General features: G+C 68.1%; 17 protein-coding genes. 12 read left to right on the forward strand and 5 right to left on the reverse strand.

The genetic code is table 11. The features are described from left to right. Positions 1-16: 16 nt before the first annotated feature. Positions 17-1,621, reverse strand: a complete 1,605-nt coding sequence (locus tag BLT64_RS02500; RefSeq protein ID WP_011747651.1) for a peptide ABC transporter substrate-binding protein — start codon at positions 1,619-1,621, stop codon at positions 17-19. Positions 1,622-1,760: 139 nt separating this feature from the next. On the opposite strand from BLT64_RS02500, the gene cobU reads away from it, so the two are divergent. From cobU to BLT64_RS02525, 5 genes are all read left to right on the forward strand, one after another. After that, positions 1,761-2,294 carry a bifunctional adenosylcobinamide kinase/adenosylcobinamide-phosphate guanylyltransferase gene (gene cobU, locus BLT64_RS02505; protein ID WP_011747886.1) on the forward strand — a complete coding sequence of 178 codons (534 nt, stop codon included), beginning with the start codon at positions 1,761-1,763 and terminating at the stop codon, positions 2,292-2,294. Further along, on the forward strand, positions 2,264-3,247 hold the full coding sequence (gene cobT / locus BLT64_RS02510) for a nicotinate-nucleotide--dimethylbenzimidazole phosphoribosyltransferase (RefSeq protein WP_041529862.1): 984 nt from the start codon (positions 2,264-2,266) through the stop codon (positions 3,245-3,247). The genes cobU and cobT overlap by 31 nt, the downstream gene beginning before the upstream one ends. Further along, positions 3,240-4,007, forward strand: coding sequence for an adenosylcobinamide-GDP ribazoletransferase (gene cobS / locus BLT64_RS02515; protein WP_011747884.1), 768 nt, complete (start codon positions 3,240-3,242; stop codon positions 4,005-4,007). Before cobT ends, cobS begins: the two co-directional genes overlap by 8 nt. A 137-nt stretch (positions 4,008-4,144) precedes the next feature. Further along, entirely contained in the window at positions 4,145-4,768 is a 624-nt protein-coding gene (locus tag BLT64_RS02520) for a TRAP transporter small permease subunit (RefSeq protein ID WP_011747883.1), read from the forward strand. Beyond that, positions 4,765-6,657, forward strand: a complete 1,893-nt coding sequence (locus BLT64_RS02525) for a TRAP transporter large permease (RefSeq protein ID WP_074810297.1) — start codon at positions 4,765-4,767, stop codon at positions 6,655-6,657. Before BLT64_RS02520 ends, BLT64_RS02525 begins: the two co-directional genes overlap by 4 nt. A gap of 105 nt (positions 6,658-6,762) precedes the next feature. Here the strand turns inward: BLT64_RS02525 and BLT64_RS02530 are convergent, their stop codons facing one another. Then, the gene (locus BLT64_RS02530) at positions 6,763-7,887 is read right to left on the reverse strand and encodes a TRAP transporter substrate-binding protein (protein WP_011747881.1); all 1,125 of its coding nucleotides are present in this window, start codon (positions 7,885-7,887) and stop codon (positions 6,763-6,765) included. A gap of 238 nt (positions 7,888-8,125) precedes the next feature. Between BLT64_RS02530 and nrdR the strand changes: the two genes are divergently transcribed. Both nrdR and ribD read left to right on the forward strand, forming a co-directional pair. Then, a complete protein-coding gene (nrdR, locus tag BLT64_RS02535; RefSeq protein WP_011747880.1) occupies positions 8,126-8,590 on the forward strand; it encodes a transcriptional regulator NrdR in 465 nt (154 codons plus the stop codon). 14 nt (positions 8,591-8,604) lie between these two features. Further along, entirely contained in the window at positions 8,605-9,582 is a 978-nt protein-coding gene (gene ribD / locus BLT64_RS02540) for a bifunctional diaminohydroxyphosphoribosylaminopyrimidine deaminase/5-amino-6-(5-phosphoribosylamino)uracil reductase RibD (protein WP_011747879.1), read from the forward strand. Here the strand turns inward: ribD and BLT64_RS02545 are convergent. The 3 genes from BLT64_RS02545 to BLT64_RS02555 all read right to left on the reverse strand — a co-directional run bounded on the left by BLT64_RS02545 (position 9,579) and on the right by BLT64_RS02555 (position 14,174). Further along, positions 9,579-11,570: a capsule polysaccharide biogenesis protein gene (locus BLT64_RS02545; protein ID WP_011747878.1), complete on the reverse strand. Its 1,992-nt coding sequence runs from the start codon at positions 11,568-11,570 to the stop codon at positions 9,579-9,581. The genes ribD and BLT64_RS02545 overlap by 4 nt on opposite strands. 4 nt (positions 11,571-11,574) lie before the next feature. Then, positions 11,575-12,654: a polysaccharide biosynthesis/export family protein gene (locus BLT64_RS02550; protein WP_041529861.1), complete on the reverse strand. Its 1,080-nt coding sequence runs from the start codon at positions 12,652-12,654 to the stop codon at positions 11,575-11,577. Positions 12,655-12,851: 197 nt separating this feature from the next. Continuing rightward, positions 12,852-14,174, reverse strand: a complete 1,323-nt coding sequence (locus tag BLT64_RS02555; RefSeq protein WP_011747876.1) for a capsule polysaccharide biogenesis protein — start codon at positions 14,172-14,174, stop codon at positions 12,852-12,854. Between the two features lie 309 nt (positions 14,175-14,483). Between BLT64_RS02555 and BLT64_RS02560 the strand changes: the two genes are divergently transcribed. From BLT64_RS02560 to nusB, 5 genes are read left to right on the forward strand one after another with little or no spacing between them, the layout of a single operon-like run. Beyond that, positions 14,484-15,077 carry a riboflavin synthase gene (locus tag BLT64_RS02560; protein WP_011747875.1) on the forward strand — a complete coding sequence of 198 codons (594 nt, stop codon included), beginning with the start codon at positions 14,484-14,486 and terminating at the stop codon, positions 15,075-15,077. Next, on the forward strand, positions 15,077-15,655 hold the full coding sequence (locus tag BLT64_RS02565; RefSeq protein WP_011747874.1) for a hypothetical protein: 579 nt from the start codon (positions 15,077-15,079) through the stop codon (positions 15,653-15,655). Before BLT64_RS02560 ends, BLT64_RS02565 begins: the two co-directional genes overlap by 1 nt. Continuing rightward, the gene (gene ribB / locus BLT64_RS02570; protein WP_011747873.1) at positions 15,645-16,763 is read left to right on the forward strand and encodes a 3,4-dihydroxy-2-butanone-4-phosphate synthase; all 1,119 of its coding nucleotides are present in this window, start codon (positions 15,645-15,647) and stop codon (positions 16,761-16,763) included. The genes BLT64_RS02565 and ribB overlap by 11 nt, the downstream gene beginning before the upstream one ends. A gap of 4 nt (positions 16,764-16,767) precedes the next feature. Further along, a complete protein-coding gene (locus tag BLT64_RS02575) occupies positions 16,768-17,319 on the forward strand; it encodes a 6,7-dimethyl-8-ribityllumazine synthase (RefSeq protein WP_011747872.1) in 552 nt (183 codons plus the stop codon). Beyond that, positions 17,316-17,816, forward strand: coding sequence for a transcription antitermination factor NusB (nusB, locus tag BLT64_RS02580; protein ID WP_011747871.1), 501 nt, complete (start codon positions 17,316-17,318; stop codon positions 17,814-17,816). Before BLT64_RS02575 ends, nusB begins: the two co-directional genes overlap by 4 nt. Positions 17,817-17,854 lie beyond the last annotated feature (38 nt).

Here is a 17,854-nt window from a genome sequence, read left to right on the forward strand (position 1 = left end):
GGGCCGCCCCCGAGGCTTATTTCTGGATGCGGTAGATGTCCTTGGCATACCAGTCGTTCATCACGTTCTCGGTCGGCAGGCCCTTGATGTCGTCGCGGATCATGTCGACCTTGGAATATTGATAGACCGGGACCAGCGGCATGTCCTCGGCCAGGATCTTCTCGGCCGCGGTATATTGCGCGTTCGGGTCTTCCGAGGTCTTGGACTGATCCATCAGCCTGTCGAATTCCGGGTTGGAATACTTGCCGGAGTTCATGCCCGTGCTGCGGAAATAGTCGAGGAAGGTCGAGGCCTCGTTATAGTCGGCGCACCAGGCATAGCGGGCCATCTCGAAATCCTGCGACTGCATGCGGTCGGTATGCACCTTCCATTCCACGTTGTTCAGGGTCAGCTCGACGCCGATCTGCTTGTAGAACTGCTGCGCGGCGACGGCGATCTTCTTGTGGTTCTCGTCGGTATTGTATTGCAGGGTCAGCTTCAGCGGCTTGCCGGGGCCGTAGCCGGCCTCGGCCAGAAGCGCCTTGGCCTTTTCCAGCCGTTCGGCCTGGGACCAGCCCGCATAGTCGATCTCGGGCATCTGGAAGCCCTCGATGGCCCAATGCGACCAGTTATAGGCGGGCTTCTGGCCGCCCTGCAGGATCTGGTTCACCACCACGTCGCGCTGCATGGCATAGCTGAGCGCCTTGCGCACCCGCACGTCCTTCAGCGCCTCGGGGCCTTTCTCGCTGACGTTCAGCAGATAGGCATAGGTGCAGGAATAGGGAATCGAGATCGCCTGGTCGGGAAACTGCTCCTTGAGCCGCGGATATTGCCCGGCGGGGATCTGCACCCGGTCCAGCTCGCCCGCCTGATAGCGGGTCAGCGCGACGTTGTTGTCGTTCACCGTCAGGCCCTTGATCCGCTCCATCACGACATTGGCGGCGTCCCAGTATTCCGGGTTCTTCTCCATGCTGATCTGCACGCCCAGGTCGTGGCTTTTCAGCACATAGGCGCCGTTGCCGACCAGCTTGCCGGGCTGGGTCCAGTTGTCGCCCTCGGCCTCGACGACCTTCTGGTTGACCGGGAAGGTCGAGCCATGCGTGACCATCTTGGGGAAATAGGGCGTCGGCGTGGAAAGCCTGACCTCCAGCGTGTGGTCGTCCAGCGCCTTGACGGCCAGTTCCTCGGGCTGCTTCTCGCCCTTGACCACGGCGCTGGCGTTCTCGACGTTCATCAGCTCCATGAACCAGGCATATTCCGAGGCGGTCTCGGGATTGGCGAGCCGCCGCCAGGCATAGACGAAATCGCCCGCTACGACCGGATCGCCATTCGACCATTTCGCCTCGGGGCGCAGGTGGAAGGTATAGGTCAGCTTGTCCTCGGACAGGTCGAACCCGCTCGCGACGCCGGGGACCGGCGCGCCCTTGTCGTCCTCGTTCAGCAGGCCCTCGAACAGCTGGCGGATGATGTCCGAGCCCTCGACATCGGTGTTCTTCTGCGGGTCGGCGGTCTTGATCGCGTCCAGCAGCCAGAAGGTATAGGACTGGTTCTCGGCCAGCTTCTCGCCCTCGGCGGGCTGGACCGCCAGTGCGGGCAGGGCCAGGCCTGCAACCAATGCGGTCGTCAGGAACAGTCGGGTCATGGGGCACCTCTCTGATGATGCATAGCGCGGTTCTTGTCGTCCGTGCCGCGCGGATGATCGAAATTGAGCACAAAACCTGTAAGACAGCAAGTGCGATTTCCGGCTTTCGCAGCGCCCGCCCATGTGAAACAAGATCGACATGAGCAGCGATCCGTGCATCACCCTGGTCACCGGCGGCGCCCGTTCGGGCAAGTCCGCGCTGGCCGAAACCATCGCGGCCCGGCACGAGGGCGCGCGGATCTACATCGCCACGGCCGAGGCCCGGGACGACGAAATGACGCAGCGCATCGGCCTGCACCGCGACCGGCGGGGCAGCGGCTGGCGCACGGTCGAGGAGCCGCGCGATCTGGCGGGCGCTCTGGCGCGCACGGACGGGCAGGGCGCGCGGCTGGTCGATTGCCTGACGCTGTGGCTGTCGAACCTGATGGCCGACGGCGACGATCCCGGCCCGCGGGTCCGCCGGCTTTGCGAGGTGCTGGGCACGCAGGACAGCCCCGTGGTGCTGGTGACGAACGAGCTGGGTCTGGGCATCGTGCCCGAAAATGCGCTTGCCCGCCGCTTCCGCGACGAGCATGGCTGGATGAACCAGGCGGTGGCCCGGGTCGCTGACGAGGTCTGGATGGCCGTCAGCGGCCTGCCGCTATGCCTGAAACCGCAAAGAGGGACACCGTGAAAGAGTTCGACCAAACCGCCGCCGCCGCCGCCCGCGACCGTCAGGACCAGTTGACCAAGCCCCCGGGATCGCTGGGCCGGCTCGAGGAACTGGCCGTGTTCATGGCCGGCTGGCAGGGCCGCGAGCGGCCAAAGATCGAGCGCGCGCAGGCGCTGGTCTTTGCCGGCAATCACGGCGTCACCGCGCAAGGCGTGAACCCGTTCCCGGTCGAGGTCACGGCCCAGATGGTCGAGAATTTCCGCAAGGGCGGCGCGGCGATCAACCAGCTTTGCCGGCTGGCGGGCGCCGAGTTGCAGGTCATCGCGCTGGACCTCGACCGGCCGACCGGCGATTTCACCCAGGGGATGGCGATGGAGATCGACGACCTGGTCGCCGCCATCCAGACCGGTAAGAACGCCGTCGACGCGCAGGCCGACGTCATCCTGCTGGGCGAGATGGGGATCGGCAATTCCACCGTCGCGGCGGCGCTGGCGGCGGCGACCTTCGGCGGCACGGCCGAGGATTGGGTCGGGCCGGGCACCGGCGCCGACGACGAGGTGCTGGCCCGCAAGATCGGCGCCGTCGAGGCCGGGCTCAAGCGCCACAAGGGCGCGGCGACGGCGGCCTCGATCCTGGGCTCCTATGGCGGGCGCGAGCAGGCGGCGATCTGCGGCGCGGTGATCCGCGCGCGCGAGTTGGGAATCCCGGTGATCCTGGACGGCTTCATCTGTTCGGCGGCGGCGGGTGTCCTGCTGGTCAACGACCGCAACGCGCTGGACCATTGCCTGATCGGCCATGAAAGCGCCGAGCCGGGCCACCGCCGCCTGATCGCGGTGATGCGCAAGGAGCCGGTGGTGACGCTGGACATGCGGCTGGGCGAGGGCACGGGCGCGGCGGTGGCGCTGATGATCCTGCGCGCGGCGCTGGAATGCCACGACGGCATGGCCACCTTCGCCGAGGCCGGGATTGGCTAGGCCGCTGGCCGAGACGGCGCTGGCGCTGGTCTGGCTGACCCGGCTGCCCGTGGGGCGGCTGTTGCCCGTCCCGACGCCGGCGCTGGCGCAGGCGGCATGGGCCTTTCCGCTGGTCGGGCTGGCCGTCGGGCTGATCGGCGCCGCCGTGCTGGGGCTGGCCGCCCTTGCCGGGTTGCCGGCGCTGGTCGCGGCGCTGCTGGCGGTGGGCGCCATGATCCTTGCCACCGGCGGGCTGCACGAGGACGGTCTGGCCGATTGCGCCGACGGCAGCGGCGGCGGGACGCGAGAGCGGCGGCTGGAAATCATGCGCGATTCCCGCATCGGCAGCTATGGCGTGCTGGCGCTGGTGCTGACGGTCGGGTTGCGCGTGGCGGCCATCGCGGCGCTTGCCGGCGATCCGTGGCTGGCGGCGGCGGCCGTGACCGGGCTGGCGGCGGCGTCGCGGGCCGGCATGGCGGCGGGGTTGGGGCTGATGCCGCCGGCGCGGCCCGACGGCCTTGGCCATGCGGCGGGGCGGCCGACGCGCGGCGTGGTCCTGGCCGCGCTGGCACTGGGGGGTGCGGCGCTGCTGCTGCCGGCGCTTTGCCTGCCGCTTCCGGTCGCCGGCTGGGCGGTGCCGGTCGCGGCGGTGGCGACGGCGCAGCTGTGGCTTGCCCGCCGGGCCATGCGGGCGCTTGGCGGCCAGACCGGCGACGTGCTGGGCGCCATGCAGCAGGCGGGCGAGACGGCCGGGCTGGTCGTGCTGACGGCGCTCGTCTAGCCGCCGTTACGTCGCGTCGCGTTTTTCTTGACGGGTTTTTGCGGTTCACTCATACCCAACGGCTACATGAAGAGGTCTGGGACCATCTGCCGCGCGCCGTCGCATGAGGCGGTCATGGATTTAGGGAGGTTTGTCATATGGGTGCCCTGTTGGGGCTTTCTCGCGGCATTGACCGCGTCAATTCGGCCATCGGCCGAAGCGTGAGCTGGCTGATCCTGGTCGCCGTGCTGGTCAGCGCCGGGAATGCGGTCATCCGCAAGGTGCTGAACACCTCGTCCAACGCCTGGCTGGAACTGCAATGGTATCTTTTCGGTGCCGCCTTCCTCGGCGCGGCGGCCTATACGGTGAAGGAGAACGAGCATATCCGCATCGACATCATCTATGGCATCTGGAGTCGCCGCCGCCAGCACTGGATCGACCTGATCGGGCATGTCTTCTTCCTGATGCCCTTCGTCACGCTGATGATCTGGTATCTCTACCCCTGGGCGATGCGCTCCTATTACCGGGGCGAGGTCTCGACCAATGCCGGGGGACTGGTGCTGTGGCCCGCCAAGATGCTTCTGCTGGCCGGCTTCATCATGCTGTTCTTCCAGGGTATTTCCGAGATCATCAAGAAGATCGCCGTCATGCGCGGCATCATCGAAGACCCCAACCCCTTCGTCTCGGCGCATGAGGCCGCGGCGATGGAGGGCGACATCATGGTCCGCGAAATGGCCGCCGCGATCGAGGAAGACACCCAGGACGGAGAGACCCGCAAATGATGGTCTTCATCGCGCAGAACATGGCGCCGATCATGTTCGCCTCGCTGGTGCTGTTTCTGCTCTTCGGCTATCCGGTCGCCTTCGCGCTGGCCGCGAACGGGCTGTTGTTCTTCGTCATCGGCGTCGAGCTTGCGCCGCTTTCGGGCGGCAACATCAACCTCAGCTGGCCATTGCTGAACGCCATGCCCGAACGGTTATGGGGGGTGATGTCGAACGAGACATTGCTGGCCATTCCATTCTTCACCTTCATGGGCATCGTGCTGGAGAAATCCGGCATGGCCGAGGATCTGCTGGACACGGTGGGCCAGCTTTTCGGCCCGATCCGCGGCGGCCTGGCCTATGCGGTTATCATCGTCGGCGCGCTGCTGGCGGCGACGACCGGCGTGGTCGCGGCCTCGGTCATCGCCATGGGCCTGATCTCGCTGCCGATCATGCTGCGCTATGGCTATGACCGGCGCATCGCCTCGGGGACCATCGCGGCCTCGGGGACGCTGGCGCAGATCATCCCGCCCTCGCTGGTGCTGATCGTGCTGGCCGACCAGCTCGGCCGTTCGGTGGGCGACATGTACAAGGGCGCGCTGATCCCCGGCCTGGTGCTGACCGGGATGTACATGGTCTACATCTTCGTCATGTCGATCATCCGGCCGAACAGCCTGCCGGCCTTGCCGAAAGAGGCGCGGACGCTGGGCTCGGGCGTGACCTCGCTTTTCGTGGCGTTGGCGCTGACCGTCGGCATGGCTTGGCTGGCGTTCCGCTGGCTCTATCCGACGCATGGGCGGGATGCCGACATCCTGGCCCCGGCGCTGGCGGTGATCGTGATCTATGTCGCCGCGCTGCTGGACCGGGCGCTGAAGATCAACGTGATGTCGCGGCTGGCACAACAGGTCGTCATCGTGCTGATCCCGCCGCTGGCGCTGATCTTCCTGGTGCTGGGCACGATCTTCCTGGGCATCGCCACCCCGACCGAGGGCGGCGCCATGGGCGCTGTCGGCGCGCTGCTGCTGGCCGGGGTCAAGAACCGGCTCAGCTATGACGTGATCCGGCAGGCGCTGCTGGCCACGACGCGGCTGTCGGCCTTTGTCATGTTCATCCTGATCGGGGCGCGGGTGTTCTCGCTGACCTTCTACGGCGTGAACGGGCATATCTGGGTCGAGCATCTGCTGACCTCGCTGCCCGGCGGCGAATACGGTTTCCTGATCGCGGTCTCGGTGCTGGTCTTCCTGCTGGCCTTCTTTCTCGACTTCTTCGAGCTGGCCTTCATCATCGTGCCGCTGCTGGCACCGGCGGCCGAGGCGATGGGCATCGACCTGATCTGGTTCGGCGTGCTTCTGGGCGTGAACATGCAGACCAGCTTCATGCACCCGCCCTTCGGGTTCTCGCTGTTCTTCCTGCGCTCGGTGGCGCCGAAATCGCCTTATGTCGACAAGGTGACCGGCCAGACCATGCAGCCGGTGACCACCGGGCAGATCTATTGGGGCGCGGTGCCCTATGTCTGCATCCAGCTGGTGATGGTGGCCGTCGTCATGGCCTTCCCCGGGCTGGTCATGCATTACAAGGGCGCGCCCATCGACACCTCGAACGTCCGCTTCGAGATCCCCTCGGGCGGTGGCTTGGGTGGCTTGGGCGGTCTTGGCGGGCTGGGCGATCCCTTCGGCCAGCCGGCTGCGCCGGGAACCGCGGCGCCGAATGCGCAGGGCGGCATTCCCGCGCCGGGCGGGTTGGACAGTCCGCCGAATTTCGGCACGCCCGCAACCCCGGCTCCGGCTACGCCCGCCCCGGCGGATGGCGCCACGACGCCCGCCCCCGCCGCGCCCGACCTGGGCGGGCTGGGCGGCCTCTCCGGTCCGCCGCCGGGCCTGACGGCCCCGCAGCAACCGGCAGGGAACTGACAAGGGAAAGGCGGCCTTCCGGTCGCCTTTTTCCGTTGTCGCCGCCTGAAACGAAAAGGGCCGCCGCGATTTCTCGCGGCGGCCCCGATGCAATCCGGCACCGGCTCAGAGCGTGCCGTTGCGCTGCTGGATCATCATGAAGGTGTCATAGGTATATTCAGCGGTCTGGTTGTAGAGATACCAGTCGCCCCGTGCCACCTTGATCGAATCCCAGATCTTCTTGAAGGGTTCGTTCGAGGCTTCCAGCTCGGCATAGACCTCGTTCGCGGCCTTGTAGCAGGCATCCAGGATCTCGGCGCTGAACGGGCGCAGCTGCGCCCCCGAGGCCACCAGTTCCTTCAGGGCGATCGGGTTCAGGTGGTCGTATTTCTGCAGCATGTTGGCGTCGACCGCCTGGCAGGCGGTGCGCAGCAGCGACTTGTAGTTCTCGGGCAGCGATTCGTATTTCTCCTTGGCAAAGAAGAAATGCACCGTCGGTCCGCCTTCCCACCAGCCGGGATAGTAGTAATAGGGCGCGACCTTGTAGAAGCCCAGCTTCAGGTCGTCATAGGGACCGACCCATTCCGAAGCGTCGATGGTGCCCTTTTCCAAGGCCGGATAGATGTCGCCGCCGGCGATCTGCTGCGGCACCGCGCCCAGGCGCTCCAGCACCCGGCCGGCAAAGCCGCCGACGCGGATCTTGAGGCCCTGGAGGTCGCCCACGGCGTTGATTTCCTTGCGGAACCAGCCGCCCATCTGCACGCCGGTATTGCCTCCCGGCAGGCCAAAGATGTTATGGTTGGCGAGGAATTCGTTGTAAAGGTCGATGCCGCCGCCATGGTATTGCCAGGCATTCATCGCCCGGGCCGACAGCGCGAAGGGCACGGCCGAACCCAGTGCAAAGGTCGGGTCCTTGCCCCAGCTGTAATAGCCGACGGTGTGGCAGGCCTCGACCGTGCCGTCGGTGACGGCGTCCTGGGCCTGCAGGCCGGGGACGATCTCGCCGCCCGCAAAGACCTGAAGCTGGAACTTGCCGTCGGTGGCCTCGGCCAGCTGTTTCGACAGCACCTCGGCCCCGCCATAGATGGTGTCCAGCGACTTCGGGAAGGCCGAGGTCAGGCGCCATTTCACCTCGGGCATTTCCTGCGCGATGGCGGGCGCGGCCAGAGCGGCCCCGGCAGCCGCCGTGGCGCCGCCGACCGTGGCGCGGGTCAGAAAGGCGCGCCGGTCGAACTGGTTGGTTTTCTTCATGAGTTCCTCCGCATTGATCGACCGTTTCCCGGCGGTCGACGACAGGAATGTTGCACGCCCCCGCCACTCTGTCGAGACGGCAGCGCGGGTTTCGCGACCGATCCCGGCGCCGGACCAGGATGCCGTTGCGTCACCCGGATAACAGGCATGGCCGATCTTGTGGCTGCATCATCGGGCTACCCAAGCGGTTTGGGCTTGCCTATACTGGCAGGGGTCCGGGGCTTTGGGGGAACAAGGGATGCGCTGTCCTTTCTGTGGAAATGTCGATACGCAGGTCAAGGATTCGCGTCCGGCCGAAGACAACGTGGCCATCCGCCGCCGCCGCTTCTGCCCGGCCTGCGGCGGTCGTTTCACCACCTATGAACGCGTGCAGCTGCGCGATCTGGTCGTGGTCAAGTCCAGCGGCCGGCGCGAGGATTTCGACCGCACCAAGCTGGAGCGCTCGATCCGCATCGCCATGCAGAAACGCCCCATCGAGCCCGAGCGCATCGACCAGATGATCTCGGGCATCGTGCGCCGGCTGGAAAGCATGGGCGACACCGACATCCCCTCGAAGGTCATCGGCGAGATCGTGATGGAGACGCTGGCCCGGATCGATACCGTGGCCTATGTGCGTTTCGCCAGCGTCTACAAGAACTTCCAGGCGGCGGACGATTTCGACAAGTTCGTCTCGGAGCTGCGCCCGGGCCTGGTCGAGGAGTGACCGACCGGCATCACATGCGGCACGCGCTGGCGCTGGCGCGGCGCGGGTTGGGCAATGTCTGGCCCAATCCGGCGGTGGGCTGCGTGCTGGTGCGCGACGGCGTGGTGGTCGGGCGCGGCTGGACCCAGCCGGGTGGGCGTCCCCATGCCGAGGCGATGGCGCTGGCCCAGGCCGGCGAGGCCGCGCGGGGCGCCACCGCCTATGTCACGCTGGAGCCCTGCGCCCATCACGGCAAGACCCCGCCTTGCGCCGAGGCGCTGGTGCGTTCGGGCATGGCGCGCGTAGTGACCGCGCTGACCGATCCCGACCCGCGCGTGACCGGTCGCGGCCATGCCATCTTGCGTGCCGCCGGTATCGAGGTTGCCGAGGGCGTCTGCGAGGCCGAGGCGCGCGAGGTCCAGCGCGGCTTTCTAAGCCGCATCCAGCGCGGCCGGCCGATGCTGACGCTGAAACTGGCCGCCAGCTTCGACGGCCGCATCGCCACCGCCTCGGGCGAAAGCCAGTGGATCACCGGCGCGCAGGCCCGGCGCCATGTCCACGCCCTGCGCCTGGGCCACGACGCGGTGATGGTCGGCGCCGAGACCGCGCGTGCCGACCGGCCGGGGCTGAACGTGCGCGGTTTCGGCCCGGTGCGGCAGCCGGTGCGGATCGTCGTCTCGTCGCGACGCTTGCCCGACCTGCCGGGCGAGGGGCCGGAACACGGCCCGCTCTGGCAGGTCGCGGGCGAACCCGAGGCGTTCATGGCGGAACTTGGCACCCGTGGCCTGACCCGGGTGCTGTGCGAGGGCGGCGGGGTGCTGGCGGCAAGCCTCTTGCGGGCCGGCATGGTCGATCAGCTGATCGGCTATGGCGCCGGGGTGGTTCTTGGCGGCGACGGCCGGGCCGGGATCGGCGCGCTGGAACTGGAGCATCTGGCCGACGCACCGCGCTTCCGGCTGGTCGAGACGCGCCGGATCGGGTCCGACATCATGCATCGCTGGCTGCGCGACTAGCGCCGCCAGAGCCAGGCATGGCCGGTCAGCGCGCCCTGCGCCTTGGCCAGCCAGCGCAGCCCCGGGCCGCCTGCGGCGAATGCCGGATCGCGCAGCCGTTCCACGGCGATCTCGGGCGGGCAGGGCAGGCCGCTTGCCGGGTCGAAATAACGCGGATAGGCGATCAGGGCGCAATGGATCAGTCTTGCCAGATCGGCCCGGGCCTGCCGCCGTGCCGGCACCGGCCCAAGGTCGCGCGTCAGCCCCCAGCCGGCATAGAAGGGGGCGCCCAGCGTGGTCACCGGCAGGCCGCGCAAAAGGGCCTCGAAACCCAGGGTCGAGGTCATGGTCCAGACCTCGTCCACCTGACCCATCAGCGCATCGGCGGCGGTGTTGCGGGCCACGACATCCGCCAGCCGGCTCAGTTCGGCTTGGGGGATCAGGCCGGGGCGCAGCCCGGCCTCGACATCGGGATGCGGCTTGTAGATCAGCACGGCCTGAGGATTTTCCGCGCGGGCGCGTTCCAGCAGGGCAAGGTTCGTGCGCACATCCCCGGCGCCGAGGCGGATCGAGGCATCGTCCTCGACCTGGCCCGGCACCAGGATGCGATGACCCGGAGGCAGCACGGGCGGCGGGCCGGCAAGGTTGTATTTGGTGATGCCGGATTCGACGAGATGGCGGCCAAGCCGCAGCGCGCGCGCGTGCCCGCCGGGGGGCAGCGGCTGGGTCATCAGCCGCTCGAACCGGCTTTCGCGGCCGGGGTCGTAATAGATGCCCAGATCGTCGGCGACCAGCGACAGCGGCGGCACCAGTGCGGCGCCCAGCCCGCGCGAACGCAGGAAGCCGTCCTCGATGCGCAGCGCGCCGGAGGTTTCGGCCGCGCGGTTGGCCCAGGCCATGGTCACGCCCGGCCCGGGTTTCGCAGCGAAACGCACCCCGCCGCCGCAGCCGAAGAACCGCGCCATGAAGGGGCGTTTCCACAGCCGGATGCCATAGGCCAGATGCCCGGCATGATCCTGGCACCAGGCGCGGGCCTCGGCCTCGATCTGGTCCAGCGCGCCCTCGAAATCGGTCAGCCGGTCGCGGCACGGATCATACCAGACCGGCGCGAGCAGGTGGCTGGCGGCGAAAAGCTGCTCGATGCCGGCCGGGCTGCGGCGCGGCAGGGGGTGCTGGTCGTCCGAAAGCCCCCAGCCGGCATAGAAGGGGCGGCCGAAGACACGCGGCCGGTGGCCGGCCAGCATCGCCTCGTAGCCGAGTTGCGAGGACAGCGCATAGACCCGCGCCGCCCCGCGCAGCAGCGCCCAGGGCGAGACGGCACCGTCGCAGAACGTCTCGCCCGGGCGCAGGTCCTGCTGGGTGAAATGACCGGGGCGCAGGCCGCGCGCCGTTTCTGGATGGCTGCGGAGCACCAGCGGCAGGCCGGGGTTTTCGTCGCGCGCCGCGGCCAGCATTTCCAGGAAATCAGCGCGGCCGGCCCCCAGCAGCGAGGCGTCGCCGCGGGTCTGGTCGATGACCAGAACATAGCCGGGTGCGGGCGGCGCGACCTGCGGCAGATGCGCATTGTATTTCGACAGGTCCGCGGCGATCAGCCGCGCAATCCCCTGCCGGGCCCGGTCCAGATGCGAGCGGGTTTCGGTCGCGTGGACAAGGGTTTCGATCAGCGAGGGCGCCTCGGGGTCGAAATGCAGCCCGACGGGATCGATCAGCAACCCGATGGGACCACGCCGGGCCACCGGCCCGCGCGCCCGCCCCGGCAGGATCGAGCGCAGGAAGGCATCCTCGACCCGCACCAGCCCGGCACCGCGCCGGGCGGCAAGGGCCTTGCCGCGCCAGGCGACAGGGCTGTTGCCCCAGATGCCGACATGATCGCCGGGGCCGGGCAGGCCGATGCGCGGCGACCAACCGGCCAGTTGCAGGATGCGGCGCAAGCGCGGGCGGGTCAGGAAACCGGCGCTGCATATGAAAAGCCGCCGGGAATCCCCGGCGGCCCTGTCCTTGGGATGCATGCCTTTACTCGAAGGCGCTGTTGGCCGAGCCGACTTCGGCGGCGGTGCCCAGGATCGACTGCAAGGTCTTGCGCCATTGCACGAAGGGTGCCTCGGTCACATAGACCGTGTCGCCGTCGCGGATGATGAAATCGCGCGCCAGGAACATGCCGTCGGGCTTGGTCAGGTCCAGAACATAGGCGACGCGCTGGTTGCCATGGATGTCGCCGCGGCCCAGCACGGCGCGGGCCACGGTCTGCGGCTCTTCGCGCAGAACGAAGACGCCCTTGGGATCGGCCAGCGAGGTGCTGAGGCCGCCGACCATGGCCACGGCTTCGATGGCGTTGATCTGTTCGTTGCCCAGCGGCACCTTGGTCTGGCCGCCAAGCGCGCCGAGCGCGGTAAAGCTGCGCTCGTCCTCTTCGACCAGGATCACGTCGCCGGGGCGCAGCGCGATGTCGTTGCGCGCGCTGGAATACAGGTCGCGCAGCCAGACCTTGCCGCTGGAATTGCCGCGCTTGACGGTGATCACGGCGATCTCGGGCTCGATGGTGACGCCGCCCGAACGCGACAGCATCGCCGAAAGGGTGCGGGTCGGACGCTCGATCGGATAGACGCCTTGCGAGTTCACCTTGCCCATGACCGAGACGGTGGCGCCGTCGCCGGCGACGCGGGTCACCATGACCTGCGGGTCGGGGGTCTGGGTTTCCAGCTTCTGGGTGATGATGCGGCGCAGTTCCTCGGGGCTGTTGCCCGCCGCCAGCACCCGGCCGGCATAGGGCACGAAGATGTAGCCCTGGCTGTCGACCTGCAATTCGGTCAGCTGGGTCGAGCTCGACCCCATCGAGGCCAGCAGCCCGTCATCGACGTTTTCCCAGATCGACAGCCCCAGCACGTCGCCGGGGCGGATATCGTCGGCGGCCACCGTGCTGGCTGCGCGGAAATCGGCCGAGAAGCCGTAGGCGGGGGTATAGCTGGCGGCCCGGTTCACCCGGTCGTCGACATTGACGATATGGGTGGTGCCGCCCTTGGTCACCGAACTGGAAAGGATCTGGCCCTTGGTGGGACCAGAGCGCGGCAGCCCGCAGGCCGAAACCAGAAGCATCCCCCCCAGAATCATCGCCCGCGTCAGACGAGCGGCAAGGCTGCGCGTACGAATGGGTGTCGCGCCGGATCGAAGGGGCGAAAAAAGTGCTTGCGTCAAATTGTACTCCTGTCCTCTCGCGCGATTCCCCGATCGCAGGCCTTGTTTTGCGGGCACGTTACTCCAACGTCCGGTTGTTTTCCATATTTTTGCCCGGTTCAATCGTCATTGCCGCCCATCTGTTGCCGATATTTGCCACGTCCGGCGAAAAGCGCCTGATAGGGGTCCTCGGGCGCCAGGATCATGTCCACCACGATGCGCAGCGCATGGGCCCGCGAACGCGTGGCATAAAAGCCGCCGGGCACCTGGCTGCTTTCCAGCAGGAAGTCGCGATAGCGGCGATAGGCCAGCGCATGCGGCGGGCGCGGATCGCGCAGGAATTCGCAAAGGCTCTGGTCCGAGACGAGGCCGGGCTTGTCGAAGACGGCGCGGCCCATGGCCTTGACCGGCAGCCCGCGCCACAGCGCCTGCTGGGCGGCGGTGGAATTCACCGTCACGGCCGCATGGGCCTGGTTCAGCAACCGCGCCAGCTTGCCGCCGCGCACGAAATACACCCGGTGCTCGATCCCCAGTTCGCGGGCCTTTTCAAGGATGGCCTGGCGGATGCCGCCGCGCCCGTCCTCGAGAGGATGGGCCTTGAACACGATGCGGTGGTGGCAGGGCGCCGAAGCGGCAAAGGCCGCCAGCACCTCGTCGGTGAATTCCGACATGCGGCGATACGGCGAATGGGCGAGGAAGTTGGAATCGTGCTCCAGCTGCATCAGCACCAGCACATAGGGAAAGCCGCCGCGCCGCACCGCGCCCGCCTCGCGCATCCGCGCCAGCGCGTTGAGGGGCGTCAGCAGGAAGCGGCGCAGGTTCAGGCGGAACTCCTCGAACACGCCGATCTGGCGATGGGTGCGATAGCCGGGATAGCCGCCATTCGCCACCAGCACCAGGAAATGATAGAGCGCGCCGTAGAACTTGTGCTGGCGCATGTCGCCCCAGCGCGCCGGCGGGCGGTGCATCTCGGCGATGCGGTTGCGCAGCGCGTTGCGCATCTCGCCCACGGGGATGCGCATCAGCGCCGAATGGCCGTTCGAGCCGCCGCGCTCATAGGTGATCCAGAACGGGCGCAGATAGCCTTCCTCGAAGACATGCAGCACCAGGTCGTGGCGCTGCGCGGCCCGGCGCGCTGCGGCATGGATGGGGCGCACGTCGCCGTAAAGCATGATGTCGGTCACGCCCTTTTCGGCGATGATGCGGTCGAGATGTTCGGGCCAGTCCTCGGGGCCGCTGCCATGGCGGATGAACCGGGCCTTGTCGGACCAGAAGAATTCGTCGCCCGCGTTGAAGCCGACGCGCCAGACCTGCGCCCCGGTATCGCGCAAGAGCTGTCCGATCCGGTCGAAGAACGGGCCATGCGGACCTTGCAGCAACAGGAACACCCGTTTTGCGGCGGGCAGGGCGGTCGTGGCGGCCACCGGCGCAAGCGGGCGCATGGTGGCGCCCGGCACTGGTGCGGCCGCCGCCGGCGACGGCAGCATGGCGCCAGAATCACGAAGATGGCGGGTTCCGGTCAGGGAATGGTGCATCGGGACCTTGGTGTCGGATTCCTGTAGGATTTGGGCTTTTCGCTACAGGCGGGCCCTGCCACCGAGGTCTGGTTGCTCTAATTGCACAAAAGATCTGCCGCTGTCACGGGCTTTCCGGCATTCTTGTCCCAAAGGACGTTCGCGACTGTTGCGGCTTTGCTTGAAGATCGGTTGCCGAGGCTCTAGTTCTCGGGCAGCCAAGGAAAGGGAAGGTCCATGTTTACCGGCATCATCACCGATATCGGCGAGGTCTCCCGCGTCGAGATGCGCGGCGACATGCGGGCGCGGATCTCGTGCCATTACGAGATGGCGGGGGTCGACCTGGGCGCCTCGATCGCCTGCGACGGCATCTGCCTGACCGTGGTCGAGAAAGGGTCGGACTGGTTCGACGTCGACATCTCGGCCGAGACCATCTCCAAGACCAATATCGGCGCAAACGGCTGGGCGCCGGGCAGGCGGCTGAACCTGGAGCGCGCGCTGCGCGTCGGCGACGAGCTGGGCGGGCATATCGTCTCGGGCCATGTCGATGGCGTCGCGGTGATCGAGGAGATGCGCGACGAAGGCGACAGCACCCGCATCACCCTGCGCGCGCCCGAGGCGCTGGCGCGCTTCATCGCGCCCAAGGGCTCGGTGGCGCTGAACGGCACCTCGCTGACCGTGAACGAGGTCGAGGGCGACCGCTTCGGCGTGAACGTCATCCCGCATACCCAGGCGGCGACCACCTGGGGCGAGGTGCAGGCCGGCGACGAGGTGAACCTGGAAATCGACACGCTGGCGCGCTATGTCGCGCGGCTGGCCGAAGCGGGCTGATGGCCGGGATCGGCCATAACCGCGGCCCTGCGCTGGTCCCCGAGGCGGGTCGCGACTTTCGCGCCCATGCCTGGAGCGTCGCGCGGCGCGAGTTGCTGGGCGCGCGGCTGCCGGTCGAGGTGGTGCGCATGCAGGTCCGCCGGGCCAGGCAGCTGGGGCTGGACTACAAGACCTATGCCGGGGTGCGGGCGACGACGGGGCGCGACCTGGTGGCCTTTCTCTATTCGACGAACGCGCTGGGGGTGTTTCGCGACGGCCAGCCGGTCGGCGCGACCGAACGCCGGCGCATCGCGGAAAGTGCCGCCGCGCCGCATCTGGGCTGTGCGCCGGGGCTTGCGCCCGAGGCGATCGCGGTGCAGATCGGGGCTGTCTCGGCCGGACGCCTGCCGCCCTTTGGCGACAGCTGGTCGGCGATGCGGGACAGGATGAAGGGCTGGCTGCGGGCACAGGGCCTGCCCGGCGATGCGGTGCTGATGATCGGCGAGACCGAGCATGAGCGGGAAATGATGACGGCGGGCGGTCTGGCGGGTTTCGTCACCGGCCAGAGGTTCTTTGCAGGAGCGGCGGATGCAGTATGAAAAGCCGGGGCCGGTCGAGCGCGACTGGTCCGACGCGATCTCTCCCATCGAGGAGATCATCAACGAGGCCCGCAACGGCCGCATGTTCATCCTGGTCGATCACGAGGACCGCGAGAACGAGGGCGACCTGGTCATCCCGGCGCAGATGGCCACGCCCGAGGCGATCAACTTCATGGCCACCCACGGCCGCGGGCTGATCTGCCTGTCGCTGCCGGGCGCGCGCATCGACGCGCTTGGCCTGCAACTGATGAGCCCCAAGAACTCCAGCCGGCACGAAACCGCCTTCACCATGTCGATCGAGGCGCGCGAGGGCGTGACCACCGGCATCTCGGCCCATGACCGCGCCCATACGGTCGCGGTGGCCATCGACCCCAGCAAGGGCGCGGCCGACATCGCCACGCCCGGTCACGTGTTTCCGCTGCGCGCCCGCGACGGCGGCGTGCTGGTGCGCGCCGGCCATACCGAGGCGGCGGTCGACGTGGCGCGGCTGGCGGGGCTGAACCCCTCGGGCGTGATCTGCGAGATCATGAACGAGGACGGCTCGATGGCGCGCCTGCCGGATCTGATCGCCTTTGCCCAGAGGCACGGGCTGAAGATCGGCACCATCAGCGACCTGATCGCCTATCGCCGCCGCCACGACAACCTGATCGCCGAGCGCGGCCAGCGCGCCGTGCATTCGATCTTTGGCGGCGACTGGATGATGCGCATCTTTGCCGACGAGACTACGGGCGCCGAGCATATCGTGCTGACCAGGGGCGACCTGACCGAGCCCGGCCCGGTGGCGGTGCGCATGCATGTGCTGGACCCGCTGCACGACGTGCTGGGCATCGGCCGCGAGAACGCCGGCACGCTGGGTGCCGCCATGCGCGTCATCGCCGAGGAGGGCAGGGGCGTCGTGGTGCTGTTTCGCGACCTGGAACCGCGCCTGCCGCGCCAGGACGAAGTGTCCTCGCATGTGCTGCGCCAATACGGGCTTGGCGCGCAGATCCTCTCGGCGCTCGGCCTGTCGGAACTGGTGGTGCTGACCAATTCGGCGCCGGTCAAGGCGGTCGGGCTTGACGCCTACGGTCTTTCGATCCATTCCACCCGTCCGATTCCCAAAGAGTGACGACATGGCCGCCAGCATCGAACATGACCAATTGCCGCTGCCCAGGATCGAGGGCGGTGCGCGCCTGCTGATCGTGGTCGCGCCCTATTACCGGCAGATCGCCGACGGGCTGATCGCCGGCGCGCGCGGCGTGGCCGAAGCCGCAGGCGTCGCGGTCGATCTGGTCGAGGTTCCCGGCGCGCTGGAGATCCCCAGCGCCATCGCGCTGGCCGCCGGCCGCGACCTTTACGACGGCTATGTCGCGCTTGGCTGCGTGATCCGCGGCGAGACGACGCATTACGACACCGTCTGCAACGACAGCTCTCGCGGGCTGACGCTGCTGGGCCTGCAAGGGCATTGCATCGGCAACGGCATCCTGACGGTCGAGAATTACCAGCAGGCCGAGGTTCGCGCCGATCCGCAGGGCCAGAACAAGGGCGGCGGCGCCGCGGCGGCGGCGGTGCACCTGATCGCGCTCAAGCGCGGCTGGGAGACGCGGGCGCCGCGCGACAAGGCGACACCGCCCCGGGACGTGATCCGGCTGGCGGGCGAGATCGACGGGCCGGGCAGCGCATGAGCGGGGCGGGCGACAAGCAGGGCCGTTCCGGCGACCGGCAGGCGCGGCAGGCCCGGGCAGCGGCCGCGCGGCTTTATGCCGTGCAGGCGCTGTTCCAGATGGAGGCGGCGGGCCAGTCGGCCGACCGCGTGCAGCGTGAATTCCTGAACTGGCGCATCGGCCGCGAGGACGAGGACGATGACATCGTCTCGGCCGAGGCGGACCAGGCACTGTTCACCCGCATCGTGGACGATGCCGTCACCTGGCAGTCGAAAATCGACCAGATGACCGACCGCGCGCTGGTGGCGAAATGGCCCATCGACCGCATCGACCCGGTGCTGCGCTCGGTCTTTCGCGCGGCGGGCGCCGAACTGGTGACGCCCAAGACCCCGCCCAAGGTGGTCATCACCGAATATGTCCGCCTGGCGCAGACCTTCTTCGCCGAGGGGCGCGAGTCGAAATTCGTCAATGCCGTGCTGGACCATATGGCGCGCGAGGCCCGACCCGAGGCGTTCTGAACCCGAGCTTCCTGGGCCGAGGCATCCTGACGCGGGGC

Source organism: Paracoccus denitrificans, from assembly GCF_900100045.1.
GTDB lineage: Bacteria > Pseudomonadota > Alphaproteobacteria > Rhodobacterales > Rhodobacteraceae > Paracoccus > Paracoccus denitrificans.

Coding starts and splice junctions, on each gene's coding strand:
- ribB (WP_011747873.1), top strand. CDS start 15,645: ATGCAGTATGAAAAGCCGGGGCCGGTCGAGCGCGACTGGTCCGACGCG.
- BLT64_RS02525 (WP_074810297.1), top strand. CDS start 4,765: ATGATGGTCTTCATCGCGCAGAACATGGCGCCGATCATGTTCGCCTCG.
- BLT64_RS02545 (WP_011747878.1), bottom strand. CDS start 11,570: ATGCATCCCAAGGACAGGGCCGCCGGGGATTCCCGGCGGCTTTTCATA.
- ribD (WP_011747879.1), top strand. CDS start 8,605: ATGCGGCACGCGCTGGCGCTGGCGCGGCGCGGGTTGGGCAATGTCTGG.
- BLT64_RS02575 (WP_011747872.1), top strand. CDS start 16,768: ATGGCCGCCAGCATCGAACATGACCAATTGCCGCTGCCCAGGATCGAG.
- BLT64_RS02530 (WP_011747881.1), bottom strand. CDS start 7,887: ATGAAGAAAACCAACCAGTTCGACCGGCGCGCCTTTCTGACCCGCGCC.
- BLT64_RS02500 (WP_011747651.1), bottom strand. CDS start 1,621: ATGACCCGACTGTTCCTGACGACCGCATTGGTTGCAGGCCTGGCCCTG.
- nrdR (WP_011747880.1), top strand. CDS start 8,126: ATGCGCTGTCCTTTCTGTGGAAATGTCGATACGCAGGTCAAGGATTCG.
- nusB (WP_011747871.1), top strand. CDS start 17,316: ATGAGCGGGGCGGGCGACAAGCAGGGCCGTTCCGGCGACCGGCAGGCG.
- BLT64_RS02560 (WP_011747875.1), top strand. CDS start 14,484: ATGTTTACCGGCATCATCACCGATATCGGCGAGGTCTCCCGCGTCGAG.
- BLT64_RS02555 (WP_011747876.1), bottom strand. CDS start 14,174: ATGCGCCCGCTTGCGCCGGTGGCCGCCACGACCGCCCTGCCCGCCGCA.
- BLT64_RS02550 (WP_041529861.1), bottom strand. CDS start 12,654: ATGCTTCTGGTTTCGGCCTGCGGGCTGCCGCGCTCTGGTCCCACCAAG.
- cobU (WP_011747886.1), top strand. CDS start 1,761: ATGAGCAGCGATCCGTGCATCACCCTGGTCACCGGCGGCGCCCGTTCG.
- BLT64_RS02565 (WP_011747874.1), top strand. CDS start 15,077: ATGGCCGGGATCGGCCATAACCGCGGCCCTGCGCTGGTCCCCGAGGCG.
- cobT (WP_041529862.1), top strand. CDS start 2,264: ATGCCTGAAACCGCAAAGAGGGACACCGTGAAAGAGTTCGACCAAACC.
- BLT64_RS02520 (WP_011747883.1), top strand. CDS start 4,145: ATGGGTGCCCTGTTGGGGCTTTCTCGCGGCATTGACCGCGTCAATTCG.